Below are 19,159 nucleotides of genomic sequence, written 5' to 3' on the forward strand. Positions count from 1 at the left end.
TCACCCCGTATTGCAGTCTTTTGACCCAAGGGAGAGACCTCTCACGCACCCCCGACGCGCCCGGGAATGAGACGGACACCACGCGGGGAGGCCGCACGGAACGCGTACGGGGCGCACATACGACAGTCGTACGGACGTCACGTCAGGACACCGTCACGGAACGCCTCTTGGAGACCCTCACGGCGACGACGACGACGATCAGCGCGACCCCCGCGACCGCCGCCCGCAGTCCGGCGCTGGCGTCACCTCCGTAGCTGAACCGCACGACGGCAGGAGCGATGAGCAGCGCGACCAGGTTCATCACCTTCAGAAGAGGGTTGATCGCCGGTCCCGCCGTGTCCTTGAACGGGTCGCCGACCGTGTCCCCGATGACGGTCGCCTCGTGCGCCTCGCTGCCCTTGCCGCCGTGGTTCCCGTCCTCGACCAGCTTCTTCGCGTTGTCCCAGGCACCGCCGGAGTTGGCGAGGAAGACGGCCATCAGGGCGCCCGTGCCGATCGCTCCGGCGAGGTACGCGCCGAGCGCTCCGACGCCCAGCGCGAAGCCGACCGCGATCGGCGCCATCACCGCGAGCAGCCCGGGCGTGGCGAGTTCGCGCAGCGCGTCCTTGGTGCAGATGTCGACGACCCGTCCGTACTCGGGCTTCTCGGTGAAGTCCATGATCCCGGGGTGCTCGCGGAACTGCCGCCGCACCTCGTGGACCACCGATCCCGCCGACCGCGACACGGCGTTGATCGCGAGCCCCGAGAAGAGGAACACGACCGCCGCGCCGAGGATCAGGCCGAACAGGTTGTTGGGCTGGGAGATGTCCATCGACAGGGTCAGCTCGTCCGCCTTCGCCCCGACCTCGGCGACCGAGGCGGCGATGGCGTCCCGGTACGAGCCGAACAGCGCCGCGGCGGCGAGGACGGCGGTGGCGATGGCGATGCCCTTGGTGATGGCCTTCGTCGTGTTGCCGACGGCGTCCAGGTCGGTGAGGACCTGGGCACCCGCCCCCCGCACGTCCCCGGACATCTCCGCGATGCCCTGGGCGTTGTCGGCGACCGGGCCGAAGGTGTCCATGGCGACGATCACGCCGACCGTGGTGAGCAGGCCGGTACCGGCGAGGGCGACCGCGAACAGCGCCAGCATGATCGAGGAACCGGCGACCAGGAACGCCCCGTACACGGTGAGGCCGATCAGGAGCGCCGTGTAGACGGCGGACTCCATGCCGAGCGCCACGCCCGCGAGGACGACGGTCGCGGGGCCGGTGAGCGAGGACTTGCCGATGTCCCTGACCGGCCGGCGGCTCGTCTCCGTGAAGTAGCCGGTGAGCTGCTGGATGAGCGCGGCGAGGACGATGCCGAGGGCGACGGCGACCAGGGCGAGGACCCGGGGATCACCGGCGTGGTCGCGGATGCCGGGCTCGGTGACGCCCTCCAGCTCGGCGTAGGAGGAGGGCAGGTAGACGAAGGCGGCGACGGCGACCCCGGCGAGCGAGATCGCGGCGGAGACGAGGAATCCGCGGTTGATCGCGCTCATCCCGCCCCGGTCGGCGCGCCGCGGGGAGACGGCGAAGATGCCGATCACCGCGGTGATCACCCCGATCGCGGGCACGATCAGCGGAAACGCCAGGCCGTGGTCGCCGAAGGCCGCCATGCCGAGGATGAGCGCGGCGACCAGGGTGACGGCGTACGACTCGAAGAGGTCGGCCGCCATGCCCGCGCAGTCGCCGACGTTGTCGCCCACGTTGTCGGCGATGGTGGCCGCGTTGCGCGGGTCGTCCTCCGGGATGCCCTGCTCGACCTTGCCGACCAGGTCGGCGCCGACGTCGGCGGCCTTGGTGAAGATGCCGCCGCCCACGCGCATGAACATGGCGATGAGCGCGGCGCCGAGTCCGAATCCCTCCAGGACCTTGGGCGCGTCGGCGGCGTAGACGAGGACGACGCACGCGGCCCCGAGCAGTCCGAGGCCGACCGTGCACATGCCGACGACCCCACCGGTGCGGAACGCGATCCGGGTGGCCCGGTGGGCCACCTCCGTCAGGTTCTTCTCGGGTTCGCCCTCGGCCGGCGTGGCCTCCCGGGCGGCCGCCGCGACCCGCACGTTGGCCCGTACCGCGAGCCGCATGCCGATGTACCCGGTGAGTGCCGAGAAGAGCGCCCCGACCAGGAAGAACAGGGAACGTCCGGCGCGCTGCGACCAGTTGTCCGCGGGCAGCACCATCAGCAGGAGGAACACGACGACCGCGAAGACGGCGACGGTCCGCAGCTGCCGCGCGAGGTAGGCGTTGGCCCCCTCCTGCACGGCTGCGGCGATCTCCCTCATCCGCTCGGTGCCCTCACCGGCCCTGAGCACCTGGCGGACGAGCAGCCGTGCGACGACCAGCGCGGCGAGGGCGACGGCGCCGACGACGTACACGATCGTCCGGTTCCCGCTCGTGAGCACCGCCGCGGCGAGAGATGTGGGGTACATGGGGACGGATCATAGAGAGACAGACCGGTACGTACGGGGACGCCGGAAGCCCCCCGCGCGGATGCACCAATCGGGGTCCCGAGCGGAGCGGGGCCGGTTCGATCCGGTTCTGTTCGGTTCGGTGCGCTACGGGGGCGGCCACGGGGCGGAGGGCGACCCGTCGCACGACGAGAAGAGGCCCTGCGGGGCAGGGCCTCTTCTCGTCGTGCTTCGTGACTCCGTTCGGGTCATGACGGCCCGCTCGGGTCAGGACAGGATGTCCGCCGAGTTCACCGGCCAGCTCATCCGGATGGTGCCGCCGTCCTCGCCGGCGCTCACCTCGACATCGTCGACGAGCCCGCGGATCACCGCGAGACCCATCTCGTCCTCACCGTCGGCGTCGTCGAATTCCTCGGCCGGGGCCGCGGCCCGCGCGCCGGGGACACCGGCGGCATCGGCCGCCGCGACCCCCGCACCCGGGACCTCGTCGCCGACCTCGATGGAGAACGTCTTCTCCTCCTCGGTCAGCACGACCCTGATGGGCGTCGTCACGTCGTTGCTGCGGTGCAGCCCGACGGCACGCGAACACGCCTCACCCACGGCGAGCCGCACCTCGTCGAGGACCGCCTCGTCCACCCCGGCCCGGCGCGCCACCGCGGCCGCCACCAGGCGGGCCGTACGGACGTGCTCGGGCTGAGCGCTGAAGCGGAGTTCAACGGTTGCCATACGAACCCCCTGGGCTCAGTCGACGGCGTTGACGGCCTCGTCGACCGAGGTGTGGATCGGGAACACCTTGGTGAGACCCGTGATCCGGAAAATCTTCAGAATGCGCTCCTGGTTGCAGACCAGACGCAGCGAGCCCTCGTGGGCACGAACGCGCTTCAGGCCGCCTACGAGCACGCCGAGACCGGTGGAGTCGAGGAAGTCCACGCCCTCCATGTCGACGACCAGGTGGTAGCTGCCGTCGTTCACCAACTCGACCAACTGCTCGCGCAGCTTGGGCGCGGTATACACATCAATCTCGCCACCGACCTCGACGACCGTACGGTCGCCACCAGCGCCGGACACATTGCGAGTCGACAGGGACAGGTCCACGGATCCTCCAGCACCTTGCTATCGAACGATCGTTCCCACTGGGTCTCCCGGGCGGAGTCAGGGAACTGATCGCCAGCCGCGATGGCATTCAATCACTTACCAGCAGCCATGCACGACGCCTTGGAAGCATTGTCCGTCATGGCAGTGACACACTCGGTGCCGATGGCCAAGAATCAGCGCCCCCGTCGACCGGCCGGAGACACGGGCAGCCGCCCCTCCCCCGGCATGGTCCTCGACCGGCTCTCCTCGGGCGAGAGCCGGGCCGCGCGCATCACTCATACGGAGCACATGCCCGCCCGGGAGGGTCGTCATGCCGTCTGGCCGCATCGCATCCGTCCGGAGGTGGTCGCGGCGATCGAGGCGGCCGGGATCGAGCACCCCTGGGCACACCAGGCGGAGGCCGCAGAGCACGCCCTGGACGGCGAGAACGTGGTGATCGCCACCGGAACCGCCTCGGGCAAGTCGCTCGCCTACCTCGCCCCGGTCCTGAGCGCCCTCCTGGACGGCTCGGAGGCCCCGAACGGCCGCGGGGCCACCGCCCTGTACCTCTCGCCCACCAAGGCCCTCGCCGCCGACCAGCGGCGCGCCGTCCGGGAACTGGCCGCCCCGCTCGGCAACCGGATCCGCCCGGCCGTCTACGACGGCGACACACCCGTCGAGGAACGCGAGTGGGTCCGCCAGTACGCGAACCACGTGCTGACCAACCCCGACATGCTGCACCGGGGCATACTCCCCTCCCACCCCAGGTGGGCCTCCTTCCTGCGCTCCCTGCGCTACGTCGTGATCGACGAGTGCCACACCTACCGGGGCGTCTTCGGCTCCCACGTCGCCCAGGTGCTGCGGCGACTGCGCCGGATCTGCGCCCGGTACGGCTCCGAGCCGGTCTTCCTCCTCGCCTCCGCCACCTCCGCCGAACCCGCCCTCGCCGCCGGCCGCCTCACCGGCCTGCCGGTCACCGAGGTCTCCGACGACGCCTCCCCGCGCGGCGAGCTGGTCTTCGCCCTGTGGGAGCCGCCGCTGACCGAGCTGCACGGCGAGCGGGGAGCGCCCGTGCGCCGCACCGCCACCGCGGAGACCGCGGACCTGCTGACCGACCTGACCCGCCAGGGCGTCCGCTCGGTCGCCTTCGTACGCTCCCGGCGCGGCGCCGAACTGATCTCGGTGATCGCCCAGGAACGCCTCGCCGAGACCGACCGGTCACTCGCCCGCCGGGTCGCCGCCTATCGCGGCGGCTACCTCCCGGAGGAGCGCCGCGCCCTGGAGCGGGCCCTGCACTCCGGCGAACTCCTCGGACTGGCCGCCACGACCGCCCTGGAGCTGGGCGTGGACGTCTCCGGCCTGGACGCGGTCCTGATCGCCGGCTACCCGGGCACCCGGGCCTCGCTGTGGCAGCAGGCGGGCCGTGCCGGCCGCTCGGGCGAGGGCGCCCTGGCGATCCTGATCGCCCGGGACGACCCGCTGGACACCTTCCTGGTCCACCACCCGGAGGCGATCTTCGACCAGCCGGTCGAGTCGACCGTCCTCGACCCCGACAACCCCTACGTCCTCGCCCCCCATCTGTGCGCCGCCGCCGCGGAGCTCCCGCTGACCGAGCCGGACCTTGCCCTCTTCGGCCCGGCCGTCCCGGACCTGCTGCCCCAGCTGGAGGGCGCAGGCCTGCTGCGCCGCCGCTCCACCGGCTGGTACTGGACCCGCCGCGAGCGGGCCGCCGACCTCACCGACATCCGGGGCGGAGGCGGCAGCCCCGTCCGGATCGTGGAGGCCGGCACCGGCCGGCTGCTCGGCACCGTCGACGAGGCCGCCTCCCACGCGGCCGTCCACGAGGGCGCCGTCCACCTCCACCAGGGCCGCACCTACCTGGTGCGGGAACTGGACCTCAAGGACTCCGTGGCGCTCGTGGAGGAGGCCGTCCCGCCGTACTCGACCACCGCCCGCGACACCACCTCCATCGCCGTCCTCGACACCGAGACCGAGATCCCCTGGGGAGCCGGCCGCCTCTGCTACGGCTCCGTCGAGGTCACCAACCAGGTCGTCTCCTTCCTGCGCCGCCGCCTGATCACGGGCGAGGTGCTCGGCGAGACCAAGCTCGACCTGCCGCCCCGCACCCTGCGCACCCGCGCCGTGTGGTGGACGGTCACGGAGGACCAGCTCGACGCCGCCCGGGTCACCCCGGAGATCCTCGGGGGCGCCCTGCACGCCGCCGAGCACGCCTCCATCGGCATGCTGCCGCTCTTCGCCACCTGCGACCGCTGGGACATCGGCGGGGTGTCCGTACCGCTCCACCCGGACACCCTGCTGCACACCGTCTTCGTGTACGACGGCCACCCGGGCGGCGCGGGCTTCGCCGAGCGCGCCTTCCACACGGCCCGCGCCTGGCTGACGGCCACCCGGGAGGCCATCGCCTCCTGCGAGTGCGAGGCGGGCTGCCCGTCATGCATCCAGTCCCCCAAGTGCGGCAACGGCAACGACCCCCTCCACAAGCGCGGCGCGGTCCGTCTCCTCACGGAGATCCTCCGCGAGGCCCCGGAGCCCCCGAAGACACCCGAGACGCCCCAGCCGCCCCCGGAGACGGCTCCGGAACCCCCGGGGGCCCCGGCGGTCCCGGAGGACCCGGAGGCCCCGGAGGTCCCGCCCGGGACCTGATCGGCGGCCGGTAGAGGCCGCCTACGACCCGGGCGGTCACCTCCGCGAGTTCGCCTCGCACCGTGCAGCCCACCAGCTCGGCGCCCTGCGCGGCGGCCACGCGGGAGGCGGCGGCACAGGCCTCGCCCTCGCCCCACAGCGCCCGGTCGGCGGCGGCGAGCGCCGCCAGGTCGGCCGCCCCGCCGGCCCGGTGCCGTGCCGCCACCGCCTGCCCGAGCGCGAGCACCGCCCCGAACAGCACGCACAGCGCACAGGCCGCGAACGCCGCCCACACCGTCGCCGCACCCCTGTCCCGGCCGCGACCACGAACGGCCACGGCCGTCACGACGGCCCCCCGCTCTCCGGGCCGCCGGACACCAGCCCGCCCGCTTCCGAGCCGCCCGCTGCCGGGCCGTCGAGCGGTATGGCCTCAGCGAGCGCCGCGGCCTCCGCCCGCAGGGTCAGTCCCATGCCCCGGGGGCCCGGCGCCGCGGCCTCCACCGTCACCCGCCACAGCTCCCCCGAGCGGGTCACCGCGACCCGCGCGCCCTCGGGCGCGGCGGCCCGCGCGGCCGACTCGGCGGAGGCCACGGGCTCGGCGCGGGCCGCGACCCGTGCCCCGGCCCGGGCCGCGTCCACACAGCGGATCTGCGCGGCGGCCGCCGCCAGCGCCCAGAGCAGCGTGACCGTGAAGAGGGCGAGGACCGGCAACACCAGCGCCGCCTCCACGGTCACGAAGCCCCGGTCAGAACGGCGCATCGAGGGCCTTCCCGATCATCGACTCCAGCGCCCCCGAGACCGTTTCGCTGGTCACGATCTTGTACAGGACCGCGGCGAACCCCGCCGCCGCGATCGTCCCCACCGCGTACTCGGACGTGGTCATCCCCGCGTCACGGTCCGCCGCCTCCCGTCGTGTCCGCCACCACTCGCCCGTAGCCGCCCTGACTCCCATGCCGACCTCCTCGGTCCGTCGTTCTCGTCGTGTCATGCCGTTCATCCGTCCAGAAGTCCCGTCGCCAGGCCGATGACCACCGGGGCCACCCCCACCGCCAGGAAGGCCGGCAGGAAGCAGAGCCCCACGGGCCCGCTGATCAGCACCTGCGCCCGGCGCGCCCCTGCCGCCGCCGTCCGGGCGCGGGCCGACCGCAGCGCGGCCGCGTGCCGGGCGACGGCCTCCGCCGCGGGCGCCCCCGAGGAGCCGGCCCGCTCCATGCAGCGCGCGAGGCCCGAGGCGCCCGGTATCGCGCCGAACCTCCGCCACACCTCGGCCGGTTCGCCACCGAGCCGCAGCTCGGCCGCCGTACGGGTCAGCCGCTCGCCCAGCGCGCCTCCCAGGGACCGCCCGACGGCCTCCGCCGCCTCCCCGGGCCCGGCACCGGCCGAGGCACAGGCCGCCAACAGATCGGCGGCCAGCGGAAGATGCCGCACCGTGTCCTCCTCCGCGTCCGTCGGCACGTCCGACCTGCCCGCCGCTCCGCGTCTGACGACGACGGCCACCAGCACGGCGGCCGTCAAGCCGCCGAGCACCCCGAACAGCACCCAGCCGAGCCCGGCCGCCCCGAAGGGCGCCGCCCAGTGCCCCACCCACGGCGGCAGCCCTGCGGACCGAACCCCTCGCGATCGCGGGGCCGGGGCCGCGGGCACGGCTGCCGCCGGGGCCGGCAGCACGTCTCGCAGCCTCCGCCGCATCCCACGCGCCCTCCGCCCGCCCACCAGTTCCCGCACACCCTGCTCGCCCCAGACGATCGCCGCGGCCGTCATCACGGCCACCTGCACGGCCCCCGTCACGTCCGCTCCCCTGCTCGGACGATCCGCGCGGCCCACCACAGCCCCGCCGCCTCCAGAGCCCCGCCCACGGCAAGGCAGCCCAGGCCCGCCGGCGTGTGCAGCAGCACCCGCAGCGGGTCCGCGCCCAGAGCCGCGCCGAGGGCGACACCCGCGAGCGGCAGCACCGCGAGAACCACCACCGTCGCCCAGGCCCCGGCGAGTTCGGCCCGCAACCGCTCGCGCTGCTCGCGGTGGTCCCGCAGGGCCGCTTCGAGCCGGTCGAGCCCGGCCGCCAGGCCCGCGCCCCCGTCCACGGCCACCTGCCAGCAGGCCGCCATGCCCGAGAGCCCGTCGGCGCCGTCCTGCCCGGCCGCTCCGCGCAGGGCCTCCGGCACGTCCCCGCCGAACCGGGCCGCGGCGAGCACCGCCGCCTCCTCGTCGCCGAGCGCGCCCGTCTCGCGGGCCGCGAAGGCCAGGGCCTGCGCGGGCTGCCAACCGGCCCTCAACTCCCCCACGACGGCCCCGCACAGGGCCACCACGCGCTCGGCCCGCGCCTCGCCTTCCCTCCGGCGCCCGGCCTCGCGCAGCCGCCGCCCGACGACCGGCACCGCGACCGCTCCCGCGATCAGCGGCAGCGGCGACTCACCGAGCAGCGCGACGACTCCCGCCACCGGCAGACACAGCCAGGCCCGCCGTCCCCGCAGCACGGCCCACCAGCGCGCGGCCACCGCCGACCACACCGCCCGCCCCCCGAGAGCCCCGGGGACCCCGGAAACCCCACCGCCGAGCACCAGTCGCGCCCGGCCCGTGGCGCGCCTGCGCTCCACCACCTCCCACAACGCCGCGACGGCACAGACCGCCGCCACCGCCTGGGCCACATCCCGTACGGGCACCCCCGTCGTGCTCACGATCCCCCTCCGATCAGCGACCTCAGCCGGTCCCAGCCCCGCTCCCGCTCGAACCCGGACGCGCTCCACCGGAGCGCGGGAACCGTCCGCACCAGACCGTCCCGGTCCCGCTCCAGGACGTGCGCCTCGGCGATCCGCCGCCGCCCGTCCCCGTCCCGCGCGAGATGCAGCACGACCGACAGACCGGCCCCCAACTGGCTGTGCAGGGCGGCCCGGTCGAGCCCGGCCGCAGTCCCCAGGGCTTCGAGCCGCGCCGGCACGTCCGCCGCGGTGTTGGCGTGGAGAGTGCCCGAGCCGCCTTCATGGCCGGTGTTGAGAGCGGCGAGCAGATCGACCGCCTCACCGCCCCGGACCTCGCCGACCACCAACCGGTCCGGCCGCATCCGCAGGGCCTGCCGGACCAGGTCCCGCAAGGTCACGAGCCCGGCGCCCTCCTGGTTCGCGGGCCGGGCCTCCAGACGCACCACGTGCGGATGGTCGGGCCGCAGCTCCGCCGAGTCCTCGGCGAGGACGATCCGCTCCCGCTCCCCCACCAGCCCGAGCAGAGAGGCGAGCAGCGTGGTCTTCCCCGTCCCCGTGCCACCACTGACCAGGTACGACACCCTGGCGTCGATCAGCGCGCGCAGAATGGGCGCGCCGCCCGGCGGCACCGTGCCCGCCGCCGCCAGCTCCTCCAGGGTGAAGGCGCGCGGGCGGACCACCCGGAGCGACAGACAGGTCGAGCCGACCGCCACGGGTGGCAGCACGGCGTGCATCCGGGTGCCGTCGGGCAGGCGCGCGTCCACCCACGGCCTGGCGTCGTCGAGCCTGCGTCCGGCCACCGCCGCGAGCCGTTGCGCCAGCCTGCGCACGGCGGCGGCGTCGGTGAAGGACACCGGGGCCCGCTCGAGGCCGACGCCGCGGTCCACCCACACCCGGTCGGGTGCCGAGACCAGGACGTCGGTGACGTCCGGGTCGGCGAGCAGCGGTTCGAGCGGACCGGTGCCGATCAACTCGCACCTCAACTCCTCGGCCACGCCCAGCACCTCCGCGTCGCCGAGCAGCCGACCCTGGGCCCGCAGCGCCGCCGCGACCCGCGCCGGGGTGGGCTCGGACCCGCTCGCCGCGAGCCGCTGCCGCACCGCGTCCAGCAGCCCCGCACCGCCGCTCCCGGTCACGCCGCACCACCAGAGGCGAGAGCCCTCACCCAGAAGGCGTCGCAGAACCGTCCGAGCGGACCACGGGGCTCCGCGCCCGGCGGCACGCCCGCGTCCTGATCGGCCACGATCCCCGGGTCGTAGGGGAGTTCACCGGCGAGCGGCAGCCGCAGAGCGTCGGCGACCCATCGCTCGTCGAGCCCCGCCGCATACGGCCCCCGGACCACCGCCCGCACGTCGCGCACGCCCATGGAGAGCGTCGACGCCACCCGGTGCGCGGCCGCGACGGCCCTCAACTCGCCCGGCACGACGAGCAGTCCGAGGTCGAGCTGGGCCAGGGCCTCGACGGCCGCCGGGTCGGCCGCCCGGGGCAGGTCGACCACGACGATCCCGCCCCGCCGGCGGGCCGCCGCGAGCACGGACCGCACGGCCTCCACCGGCACCGCATCCGCGGGCTCCCTGCCCCAGCTGAGCACCCGGACACCCCGCACGGACGGCAGGGACTCCTCCAGGGCGCCGCCGGCGAGCCGGCCCTTCGAGCCCGCGAAGTCGGGCCATCGTCTGCCCTCCTCGCGCTCGCCGCCGAGCAACACGTCGAGTCCCCCGCCCAAGGGGTCTCCGTCGACGAGCAGGGTGCGCCGCCCGGATCGCGCGGCGGCGAGCGCGAGACCACAGGCAAGGGTGGAGGCGCCCGCGCCGCCTCGGCCGCCGACGACCCCGACGGTCAGTGCCTGCCGGCCCACGCCCTCGGCCGCGTCGGCGATGCGGTCGACGAGCAGCCCCTCGGCGTCCGGAAGCCGCAGCACGCACTCGGCCCCGATCTCGACGGCGAGCCGCCACACCTCCGAATCGTCCCGGTCGCGCCCGACGAGGACGGTCCCGGGCCGGCGGGCCGCTCCCCGGCACCGGGCGGCGGCGTCGTCACCGACCAGGACGAGCGGCGGGTCGGTCCAGTGCGCCCGGCGCTCCGGCACCCGGTGGTGCACCTCGGGCTCGACCCCGGCCGCGGCGCACAGCCTGAGGAGGTCGTCGAGCAGCCCGAGGTCCTCCGTGACGATCAACGGCCCGGCGCGGCGCTGCTCCTGGGCTCCGGCCCCGTCCGGACCACTCGGCACCGGAGCCCGGTCCGCCCCGCTCGGCACCGCGGTCCACGGCGCACCCCTGCCCCCGGAAGTCCTGGAAGTCTCCATGACGCCCACCCCTCTCGTGATTCCTGCCGTTCGCGAACTTCGCGACAGGAATCACCGTGGGGCCGTACCGGAAATCCTGGGGATCTTGCCGAAAAACTGTGGATATCCGAAGCCCTGTCAATATCTTCGTCACCCCTCAGGGGACTGTCCGGAACGCAGCCCGCCGGTTACTGTGAGTGATGAATCGAGGGCTGGGGCGAGCGCCGGACGATGCGCGGCCGATGGCCGGAAGGAAGGAGGAGGACGATGTCCCGCAGCACCAAAACGGCTCCGGACATGCGACGACCCCCGCCGGGGGGGAGAGCGGGGGTCGTCTCTCCGGCCGACTCGGGGGGGGGAGGAGCCGGACCGGGTTAGCACGGTCGCGAACGATCCGTGACTTCCATGGTGTACCCGAGAGCCTTCTCAGGCAAACCCACGCGCCCCAGCGTACGCCGAATGGCGGGCACCTATGCTCAGGCTTGTGGAAAACCACTCCTTGCCGCGCACAGCCGCCTTCTTTGACCTGGACAAGACGGTCATTGCGAAGTCCTCGACGCTGACCTTCAGCAAGTCCTTCTACCGGGGCGGACTGATCAGCCGCCGCGCCGCCCTGCGGACGGCCTACATCCAGTTCGTCTTCCTGGCAGGTGGGGCCGATCACGACCAGATGGAGCGGATGCGTGAATATCTTTCCGCGCTCTGCAAAGGCTGGAACGTGGCCCAGGTGAAGGAGCTCGTCGCCGAGACCCTTCACGACCTGATCGACCCGATCATCTACGACGAGGCCGCCTCCCTCATCGAGGAGCACCACGCCGCCGGCCGCGACGTCGTGATCGTCTCGACCTCCGGCGCCGAGGTCGTCGAGCCGATCGGCGAGATGCTCGGCGCCGACCGGGTCGTCGCCACCCGGATGGTGGTCGGGGAGGACGGCTGCTTCACCGGTGAGGTGGAGTACTACGCCTACGGGCCGACGAAGGCCGAGGCCGTCCGGGAGCTCGCGAAGTCCGAGGGCTACGACCTCTCCCGCTGCTTCGCGTACAGCGACTCGGCGACCGACATCCCCATGCTGGAGGCCGTCGGGCACCCGTACGCGGTCAATCCGGACCGGGCGCTGCGCCGTGAGGCCGTGGCGCGGGAATGGCCGGTCCTCGCCTTCGAGAAGCCGGTACGGCTCAAGCAGCGGCTGCCCGAATTCCGTATGCCGCCACGTCCCACGCTGGTCGCCGCGGCGGCGGTCGGCGCCGCGGCCGTGGGGGCCGGCCTCGTCTGGTACGCCGCCCGGCGTCGTCAGGCTGCGCTCGCTTCATCGGCCTGCTGATGACTTTGCCCTGATGTGAGCAATGAGCAGAGAAGTGGAGCCAGCACTTTCGCTTCTACCCCGACAGGAGTAGAAAGGAATCAGGCCCGCGAGACCGAGGACATCCGAGAGGATCACCTGTTGAGCATGAAGGCCCCACGGACCTAGCACAGAAACCGAGCACCCACGCGACGTCGACCCGTCGATTACGGGCCAGCCGCACCAGGCCACGGGCAAAGTTCCCGGCCTGATGGGCACATATTCGAGGACGCATGGTAACTGGGTAGACGTGCCAGCGGCGGTACCTGAACGGGTGCCGCCGCAACCCGTTCCGGGCCCCGCGAGGGGCCCGGATTCGTTTGCCGGGACGGGGATGCGTAGCGACGCCGCCGTCCGCCCCGCGTCGGTTCAGGCCGCGCCGCGCTGGAGGGCCTCGCACACGGCTGTCGACTCGCGGACACCGAGTTCGACCGAGCGGCCGCAGTGGGCGATCCAGCCGCCGACGCCCTCGGGCGTCCCCGACAGATACCCCTCGAACGCGGCCAGGTAGGCGGCCCGTCCCTGCTCGGCGTGACCGACCTCCGCCGGGCAGATCGCCTTCGGGTCGAGACCGCTTCCGACCAGCGCGATCCGCTCGGCGGCCCGCGCGACCAGGCCGTTGTACGAGGTGAAGGGGCGCAGCGCGAGCAGCTCGCCGTGGACCACCGCGGCCGTCACGAGCGCGGGGGCCTCGCCGCCCGCGACGATCAGCTCCGCCAGGCCGTCGAGCCGTCCGCCGACCTCGGCGGGCGTCGGCAGCGGGGCCGCGACCAGCGGTTCGTCGACCGTCTCACCGTCCAGCCGGGGGCGGCCGACCGAGGCGCCCGGGTCGCCCGCGGCGACCAGGTGGAGCCGGGCGAGGACCCGCAGCGGCGACTGGCGCCAGATGGAGAGCAGCTGCCCGGCCTCGGCGCCGAGGCGAAGGGCGGCGCCGACCGTGCGGGCCTCGGCGTCGGAGCCGAAGTCGGTGCGGCGGCGGACCTCTTCCAGGGCCCAGTCGGCGCCCGACAGGGCGGCCGATCCGCGCGCCCCGCGCAGGGCCGCCTCGGAGGAGATCTCGTTGCTGCGGCGACGCATCACACGGTGGCCGTAGACCCGGTCGACGGCCTTGCGTACGGAGTCCACCGCGTCGGCGACGCCCGGCAGGGAGCCGAGGGCGGCCAAGGGGTCAGAGGCGTGCGTACTCATAAGTAGGGAGGCTACGCGCCCCGGCGGCCCGCCCCACGATGGAGTGGTCTTCTTCACGCATCACGACCACGGGGCGCGTTCATGCCACTACCCTAGGTGAACATGAAGATCGCTTTCGTGGGGAAGGGCGGCAGCGGCAAGACCACGCTGTCCTCGCTCTTCATCCGCCACCTCGCAGCCAACGAAGCCCCGGTCGTAGCCGTCGACGCCGACATCAACCAGCACCTGGGCGCCGCGCTCGGCCTGCCCGACACGGACGCCGCCGCGCTGCCCGCGATGGGCGCGCATCTGCCGCTGATCAAGGAGTACCTGCGGGGCAGCAACCCCCGGATCGTCTCCGCCGACACGATGATCAAGACGACGCCGCCCGGGGAGGGCTCGCGGCTGCTGCGGGTCCACGAAGAGAACCCGGTCTACGAGGCCTGCGCGCGGACGGTGGCGCTCGACGACGGCGAGATCCGTCTGATGGCGACCGGGCCCTTCACGGAGTCGGACCTCGGGGTGTCCTGCTACCACTCGAAGGTCGGCGCGGTGGAACTGTGCCTGAACCACCTGGTCGACGGCGCCGACGAGTACGTGGTGGTCGACATGACCGCCGGCTCGGACTCCTTCGCCTCCGGCCTCTTCACCCGCTTCGACATGACGTTCCTGATCGCCGAGCCGACCCGCAAGGGCGTCTCGGTCTACCGCCAGTACAAGGAGTACGCGCGGGACTTCGGCGTCGCGCTCAAGGTGGTCGGCAACAAGGTGCAGGGCCAGGACGACCTGGACTTCCTGCGCGCGGAGGTCGGCGACGACCTGCTCGTGACGGTGGGCCACTCGGACTGGGTCCGCGCGATGGAGAAAGGCCGGCCGCCCCGCTTCGAGCTCCTGGAGGCGGAGAACCGGATGTCGCTCCAGGCCCTCCAGGACGCGGCGGACGACTCGTACGCCGACCGCGACTGGGACCGCTACACGCGCCAGATGGTCCACTTCCACCTGCGCAACGCGGAGAGCTGGGGCAATGCCAAGACGGGCGCCGACCTGGCCGCCCAGATCGACCCCGACTTCGTCCTCGGCGAGCCGATGACCGCGCGGCTCGGCTGACGACCGCGACGGAAGGCGGCGGCCGCCGACACCGGGGCCGACCGCCGGACGAGTCCGGCGTCAGCCGCGAGGCCCCGCCCCACGCGAGCGGGACGGCACGAACGGACCGAGGGGCCGCACCGCGCGCCGGGGGGCACGGACGGACCCGAGGGGCCGGCCTGGCCGCGCAGGCCGGCCCCGTTGTCGTACGTGCCGGGAGCCTCAGCGCCGTTCGGTCTGCTGGGCGGCGGTCGTCGCCCTGGCGCCCGCCGCCGCCGGGGCGGCCGGGGCCGTCGTCGGCTGAGGGGCGAGGAAGGCCTTCCAACCGTCCGACGGGGCCTCGCCGACCTTCAGGGTGCGCATCTTGGCGATGACGTCCGGGTCCTGGGCGTCGAGCCAGTCGGCGAGCTGCCGGAAGGACACGCACTTCACGTCCTTCTGGACGCAGACCGTGGCGATGGTCTCCTCGATGGCCCGCATGTACACGCCACCGTTCCAGGACTCGAAGTGGTTGCCGATGACGAGCGGCGCGCGGTTGCCCCGGTACGAGCGCTCGAAGGCCTGCACCAGGCCGTCCCGCATCTGGTCGCCCCAGCGCTCGCGCTGGGACGGGTCGCCCTGGGTCGTGCCCGGCGACTGGTTGACCATGAAGTTGTAGTCCATGGACAGCGTCTGGAAGGCGCGACCCGGGACCGGCACGAGCTGGAGCGACAGGTCCCACAGGCCCAGGTCCTTCTTGGGCCAGATGTGGTCGTTGACGCCGCTCGTGTCGTAGCGGAAGCCCAGCTGCGCCGCCGCCTGGACGAAGTTCGTCCGGCCTTCGAGGCAGGGGGTGCGGGCGCCGACGAGTTCCTTGTCGTAGTCGAACGGCAGCGGTTGCTCGGCGCGCAGCCCCGAGTTGGTCTTCCAGTTCTTGACGAAGGACTTGGCCTGCTTGATCTCGCTCTTCCACTCCTCGACGGACCAGGTGCCGACGCCGCCCTCGGCCCCGCAGAAGTGCCCGTTGAAGTGGGTGCCGATCTCGTTGCCCTCCTGCCACGCGCCGCGCAGTTCACGGACGGTGGCACGGATGCCCTCGGTGTCGTTGAAGCCGATGTCGGAGCGCCCGGCGCTGTGCTGCGGCGGGTCGTAGAGGTCCCGCTTCCCCTCGGGCAGCAGGTACACGCCGCTGAGGAAGTACGTCATGGTGGCGTCGTACTTCTTGCCCACCTTGCGGAAGTGGGAGAAGAGCTTCTGGCTGTCCTCGCCGGCGCCGTCCCACGAGAAGACGACGAACTGCGGCGGGGTCTCGCCCGGCTTGAGGCGCTGCCAGACGGGCTGGTGGGGCTGGGCGCCGGTGAACGCGGTGGAGCCGTCCCCGATCAGGCGGACCGCGTTCGGCGGGGCGGCGACCGGCCCCTTCTTGGCGCCCGCACCGCCCTGCACGCCCTTGGTGGCGGTGCCGTCGGAGCCCGAGCAGCCGGCGAGGCCACCGATCAGGGCGACGGCGAGGGCACCGGCGGCGAGCGCCTTCCTCTGGGCAGTGGTCCTTCTCCCGGCGGCTGTCATCCGCGCACCTCTCCTCGGTTCCGTACGAGCGGCGTCAACGTCGCACCGCGACAGCCGAAGTGATGAAACGACAAGCGGCAATCCGCTCGCCCTTCACCGGAACCGGTGAATCTTTGCACCGTTTGCCCCGAAAATAATGCCGGAGACTTTACTCTCCATTACGATCCATTTACCGAGCGTTGATCCTCGCCCTGGCCGGGATCCCGCCTTGCCGCCGCACTGCATCCCGCCGCTGCACGCCGTGACCCACGGCCGCGAGCCCCCACGTTCGTCACCCACGAACCGCGACCGCGCCGCCCCGGAGGAGACGGGAATGACCCTCTGCACCCCTGACCGCACCACCAACAGGCCCCGCGTCCAGCGGCCCCACAGTCCGCCGGGGCCGCCACGCCGCTTCCGTGTCGCCGGCGCCGATCTCTCGGCGTCCGTCGCCGTCTTCCTGATCGCGCTGCCGCTCTCGCTCGGCATCGCGCTCGCCACCGGAGCCCCGCTCCAGTCCGGTCTGGTCGCCGCCGCCGTCGGCGGCCTGGTCGCCGGCCGGTTCGGCGGCTCCCCGCTCCAGGTCAGCGGCCCCGCCGCCGGCCTCACCGTGGTGACCGCCGAGCTCATCCAGCTGTACGGCTGGCGCACCACCTGCGCCATCACCGTGCTCGCCGGGCTCGCCCAACTCGGGCTGTCCGCACTCCGGGTGGCCCGTTCGGCGCTCGCCGTCTCGCCCGCGATCGTGCACGGCATGCTCGCCGGCATCGGCGTCACCATCGCCCTGGCCCAGCTCCACATCGTCCTCGGCGCCACCCCGCAGAGCTCCGCCGTCGGCAACGTCCAGGGCCTGCCCGCCCAGTTGGCTCACATCCATCCGGCGGCACTCGGCATCAGCGCCCTCACCGTGGCCGTGCTGCTGTGCTGGCCCCGGCTGCCCGGCCGGACCGGACAGCTCGTGCGCAAGGTCCCGGCCGCGCTCGTCGCGGTGATCGGGGCGACGGCGGTGGCGACGTTCGCCGGGCTCGCCGTCCCGCGCGTCGACCTGCCCTCCTGGAGCAGCCACGCCCTGCCCGGTCTGCCCGAGGGCCCGGTGCTCGGCATCGCCGCCGGGGTGCTGACGATCACTCTGGTCACCAGCGTGCAGTCGCTGCTGTCCGCCGTCGCGGTCGACAAGCTGGTCGCCGCCCGCCCGGACGGCGGCCGGGGTGTCCCGCGCTCCGCGCTCGACCGCGAACTCGCCGGTCAGGGCGCCGCCAACCTGATCTCCGGAGCACTCGGCGGCCTGCCGGTCGCCGGCGTCGCGGTCCGCAGCGTCGCCAACGTCTCGGCGGGCGCGGTGAGCCGCGCCTCCACGATGCTCCACGGCCTGTGGATCGTGCTCGCGGCCCTGCTGCTGGTGCCCGTGCTCGACCTGATCCCGCTGCCCGCGCTCGCCGCCCTGGTCATGGTGGTCGGCATCCAGATGGTCAGCATCACCCACATCCGTACGGTCACCCGGCACCGCGAGGTCGTGGTCTACGCGGTGACGCTGTCCGGCGTCGTCCTCATCGGCATCCTGGAGGGCGTCGCCCTCGGCATCGGCGTGGCCATCGCGGTCGCCCTGCACCGGCTCGCCCGGACCCGGATCACCCGCGAGGAGCGGGACGGGCGCCACCTGCTGCACGTCCGGGGCCAGCTGACCTTCCTCGCCGTGCCCCGGCTGAGCCGCGCCCTGCACCAACTGCCGCACGGCTCCGACGTGGTGGTCGAGCTCGACGGCTCCTTCATGGACCACGCCGCCTACGAGGCGCTCAGCGACTGGACCGCGGGGCACCTCGCCCACGGCGGGACGGTCGAGACGACCGGCCCCGCCGGGACGAGGATCGCCGATCCCACCCCCTCGGCCGCCGCCGCGCACACCTGCTGCCGGCCCTGGACGCCCTGGCACAACCACCAGTGCGGCGAGCAGCCGGACGAGCGGCCCGACGAGACCGTGGAGACCCCTCGTACGACCGGTCTGAAGCTGGCCAGCGGCATCGGCAAGTTCCAGCGGAACACGGCCCCGCTGGTCCGGGACGAGCTGGCGCGGCTCGCCCGGGAGGGCCAGACGCCGTCGCAGCTCTTCCTGACCTGCGCCGACTCCCGTCTCGTCACCAGCATGATCACGTCGAGCGGTCCCGGCGACCTCTTCACCGTGCGGAACGTGGGGAACCTCGTCCCGCTCCCCGGCGAGGAGAGCGGGGACGACTCGGTGGCGGCGGCGATCGAGTACGCGGTGGACGTGCTGCGGGTCGAGTCGATCACCGTCTGCGGTCATTCCGGCTGCGGCGCGATGCAGGCCCTGCTCAACGCCGGGCCGGACGACCCGCCGACCCCCCTCCGCCGCTGGCTGCGCCACGGCCGGCCCAGCCTGGAGCGGATGGAGAGCCGGAGACACGCCTGGGCCCGGATCTCCGGGCGGCTTCCGGCGGACGCGGTCGAGCAGCTCTGCCTGACCAACGTGGTCCAGCAGCTGGAGCACCTGCGGGCGTACGAGCCGGTGGCGCGACGGCTCGCGGAGGGCACGCTCTCACTGCACGGGGTGTACTTCCACGTGGGCGAGGCACAGGCGTACCTCCTCTCCGGGACGGACGAGGTGCACTCGTACGACGACGTCTTCACCCAGGTCATGCCGACGGAGCCGCTGGAGGCGGCGAGGGCGTCCTGACTCCCTACGGGGCGGACAGGGACGGCCCGTCCTGATCAGGGGAAGGGCAGCGCGCCCTGAACCTTCCGCTCCCGCCGTCCGTGAGACTGTGTGGCCCCTTCTCCCACCGCTCGGGAGGAGGGGCCCCCGCACGCCGTACGCCTCACAGGTCTAAACCAATTGCCTGGATGCTCTTGTCACCCGGGCCTCCGACTGATGAGCTATGACGCGGGACACATACGCA

Annotated in this window: 15 protein-coding genes and 1 pseudogene; 4 read left to right on the forward strand and 12 right to left on the reverse strand. The window is 73.4% G+C overall.

The window, feature by feature from the left end; translation table 11 throughout:
- Nucleotides 1–142 precede the first annotated feature (142 nt).
- The 3 genes from OG392_RS16915 to OG392_RS16925 all read right to left on the reverse strand — a co-directional run bounded on the left by OG392_RS16915 (nt 143) and on the right by OG392_RS16925 (nt 3,526).
- On the reverse strand, nt 143–2,452 hold the full coding sequence (locus OG392_RS16915) for a sodium-translocating pyrophosphatase (RefSeq protein WP_329280205.1): 2,310 nt from the start codon (nt 2,450–2,452) through the stop codon (nt 143–145).
- Between the two features lie 246 nt (nt 2,453–2,698).
- On the reverse strand, nt 2,699–3,157 hold the full coding sequence (locus tag OG392_RS16920; RefSeq protein WP_329280207.1) for an ATP-binding protein: 459 nt from the start codon (nt 3,155–3,157) through the stop codon (nt 2,699–2,701).
- Nucleotides 3,158–3,172: 15 nt separating this feature from the next.
- On the reverse strand, nt 3,173–3,526 hold the full coding sequence (locus OG392_RS16925) for an STAS domain-containing protein (RefSeq protein ID WP_015034520.1): 354 nt from the start codon (nt 3,524–3,526) through the stop codon (nt 3,173–3,175).
- 81 nt (nt 3,527–3,607) lie between these two features.
- Between OG392_RS16925 and OG392_RS16930 the strand changes: the two genes are divergently transcribed.
- Complete coding sequence (locus OG392_RS16930) at nt 3,608–6,169, forward strand: DEAD/DEAH box helicase (RefSeq protein ID WP_329280209.1); 2,562 nt, start codon at nt 3,608–3,610, stop codon at nt 6,167–6,169.
- A gap of 43 nt (nt 6,170–6,212) precedes the next feature.
- Here OG392_RS16930 and OG392_RS16935 read toward each other — a convergent pair.
- From OG392_RS16935 to ssd, 7 genes and pseudogenes are all read right to left on the reverse strand, one after another.
- Nucleotides 6,213–6,494: pseudogene (locus OG392_RS16935) on the reverse strand (Rv3654c family TadE-like protein); the annotation flags it as partial.
- Nucleotides 6,491–6,907, reverse strand: coding sequence for a TadE family type IV pilus minor pilin (locus tag OG392_RS16940; protein WP_329280212.1), 417 nt, complete (start codon nt 6,905–6,907; stop codon nt 6,491–6,493). The gene OG392_RS16940 and the pseudogene OG392_RS16935, both read right to left, overlap by 4 nt.
- The gene (locus OG392_RS16945) at nt 6,894–7,100 is read right to left on the reverse strand and encodes a DUF4244 domain-containing protein (protein WP_443055075.1); all 207 of its coding nucleotides are present in this window, start codon (nt 7,098–7,100) and stop codon (nt 6,894–6,896) included. Before OG392_RS16945 ends, OG392_RS16940 begins: the two co-directional genes overlap by 14 nt.
- A 41-nt stretch (nt 7,101–7,141) precedes the next feature.
- A complete protein-coding gene (locus tag OG392_RS16950) occupies nt 7,142–7,909 on the reverse strand; it encodes a type II secretion system F family protein (protein WP_443055076.1) in 768 nt (255 codons plus the stop codon).
- Between the two features lie 23 nt (nt 7,910–7,932).
- Nucleotides 7,933–8,823, reverse strand: a complete 891-nt coding sequence (locus OG392_RS16955) for a type II secretion system F family protein (RefSeq protein WP_329280219.1) — start codon at nt 8,821–8,823, stop codon at nt 7,933–7,935.
- Nucleotides 8,820–9,980 (reverse strand): TadA family conjugal transfer-associated ATPase, encoded by a 1,161-nt coding sequence (locus OG392_RS16960; RefSeq protein ID WP_329280222.1) that lies wholly within the window; start codon nt 9,978–9,980, stop codon nt 8,820–8,822. Before OG392_RS16960 ends, OG392_RS16955 begins: the two co-directional genes overlap by 4 nt.
- Complete coding sequence (gene ssd, locus OG392_RS16965) at nt 9,977–11,149, reverse strand: septum site-determining protein Ssd (RefSeq protein ID WP_329280224.1); 1,173 nt, start codon at nt 11,147–11,149, stop codon at nt 9,977–9,979. The genes OG392_RS16960 and ssd overlap by 4 nt, the downstream gene beginning before the upstream one ends.
- A gap of 451 nt (nt 11,150–11,600) precedes the next feature.
- On the opposite strand from ssd, the gene OG392_RS16970 reads away from it, so the two are divergent.
- Complete coding sequence (locus tag OG392_RS16970; RefSeq protein ID WP_329280226.1) at nt 11,601–12,449, forward strand: HAD family hydrolase; 849 nt, start codon at nt 11,601–11,603, stop codon at nt 12,447–12,449.
- Between the two features lie 387 nt (nt 12,450–12,836).
- Here the strand turns inward: OG392_RS16970 and OG392_RS16975 are convergent, their stop codons facing one another.
- Entirely contained in the window at nt 12,837–13,655 is an 819-nt protein-coding gene (locus OG392_RS16975; protein WP_329280229.1) for an oxidoreductase, read from the reverse strand.
- 102 nt (nt 13,656–13,757) lie between these two features.
- Between OG392_RS16975 and OG392_RS16980 the strand changes: the two genes are divergently transcribed.
- Entirely contained in the window at nt 13,758–14,741 is a 984-nt protein-coding gene (locus OG392_RS16980) for an ATP-binding protein (protein WP_329280231.1), read from the forward strand.
- A gap of 201 nt (nt 14,742–14,942) precedes the next feature.
- On the opposite strand, the gene OG392_RS16985 is transcribed toward OG392_RS16980, so the two are convergent.
- Nucleotides 14,943–16,268, reverse strand: a complete 1,326-nt coding sequence (locus OG392_RS16985; protein WP_329280233.1) for a hypothetical protein — start codon at nt 16,266–16,268, stop codon at nt 14,943–14,945.
- 313 nt (nt 16,269–16,581) lie between these two features.
- On the opposite strand from OG392_RS16985, the gene OG392_RS16990 reads away from it, so the two are divergent.
- The gene (locus OG392_RS16990) at nt 16,582–18,936 is read left to right on the forward strand and encodes a bifunctional SulP family inorganic anion transporter/carbonic anhydrase (RefSeq protein WP_329280235.1); all 2,355 of its coding nucleotides are present in this window, start codon (nt 16,582–16,584) and stop codon (nt 18,934–18,936) included.
- The last annotated feature ends 223 nt before the right edge of the window (nt 18,937–19,159 follow it).

The sequence above is a fragment of the Streptomyces sp. NBC_00691 genome, assembly GCF_036226665.1.
Taxonomy (GTDB): domain Bacteria; phylum Actinomycetota; class Actinomycetes; order Streptomycetales; family Streptomycetaceae; genus Streptomyces.

Excerpts from the sequence above, each read along its gene's own strand:
- OG392_RS16915 (WP_329280205.1), bottom strand. The coding sequence starts at position 2,452 with ATGTACCCCACATCTCTCGCCGCGGCGGTGCTCACGAGCGGGAACCGG.
- OG392_RS16920 (WP_329280207.1), bottom strand. The coding sequence starts at position 3,157 with ATGGCAACCGTTGAACTCCGCTTCAGCGCTCAGCCCGAGCACGTCCGT.
- OG392_RS16930 (WP_329280209.1), top strand. The coding sequence starts at position 3,608 with ATGGCATTCAATCACTTACCAGCAGCCATGCACGACGCCTTGGAAGCA.
- OG392_RS16940 (WP_329280212.1), bottom strand. The coding sequence starts at position 6,907 with ATGCGCCGTTCTGACCGGGGCTTCGTGACCGTGGAGGCGGCGCTGGTG.
- OG392_RS16945 (WP_443055075.1), bottom strand. The coding sequence starts at position 7,100 with ATGGGAGTCAGGGCGGCTACGGGCGAGTGGTGGCGGACACGACGGGAG.
- OG392_RS16950 (WP_443055076.1), bottom strand. The coding sequence starts at position 7,909 with ATGACGGCCGCGGCGATCGTCTGGGGCGAGCAGGGTGTGCGGGAACTG.
- ssd (WP_329280224.1), bottom strand. The coding sequence starts at position 11,149 with ATGGAGACTTCCAGGACTTCCGGGGGCAGGGGTGCGCCGTGGACCGCG.
- OG392_RS16970 (WP_329280226.1), top strand. The coding sequence starts at position 11,601 with ATGCTCAGGCTTGTGGAAAACCACTCCTTGCCGCGCACAGCCGCCTTC.
- OG392_RS16975 (WP_329280229.1), bottom strand. The coding sequence starts at position 13,655 with ATGAGTACGCACGCCTCTGACCCCTTGGCCGCCCTCGGCTCCCTGCCG.
- OG392_RS16980 (WP_329280231.1), top strand. The coding sequence starts at position 13,758 with ATGAAGATCGCTTTCGTGGGGAAGGGCGGCAGCGGCAAGACCACGCTG.
- OG392_RS16985 (WP_329280233.1), bottom strand. The coding sequence starts at position 16,268 with ATGACAGCCGCCGGGAGAAGGACCACTGCCCAGAGGAAGGCGCTCGCC.
- OG392_RS16990 (WP_329280235.1), top strand. The coding sequence starts at position 16,582 with ATGACCCTCTGCACCCCTGACCGCACCACCAACAGGCCCCGCGTCCAG.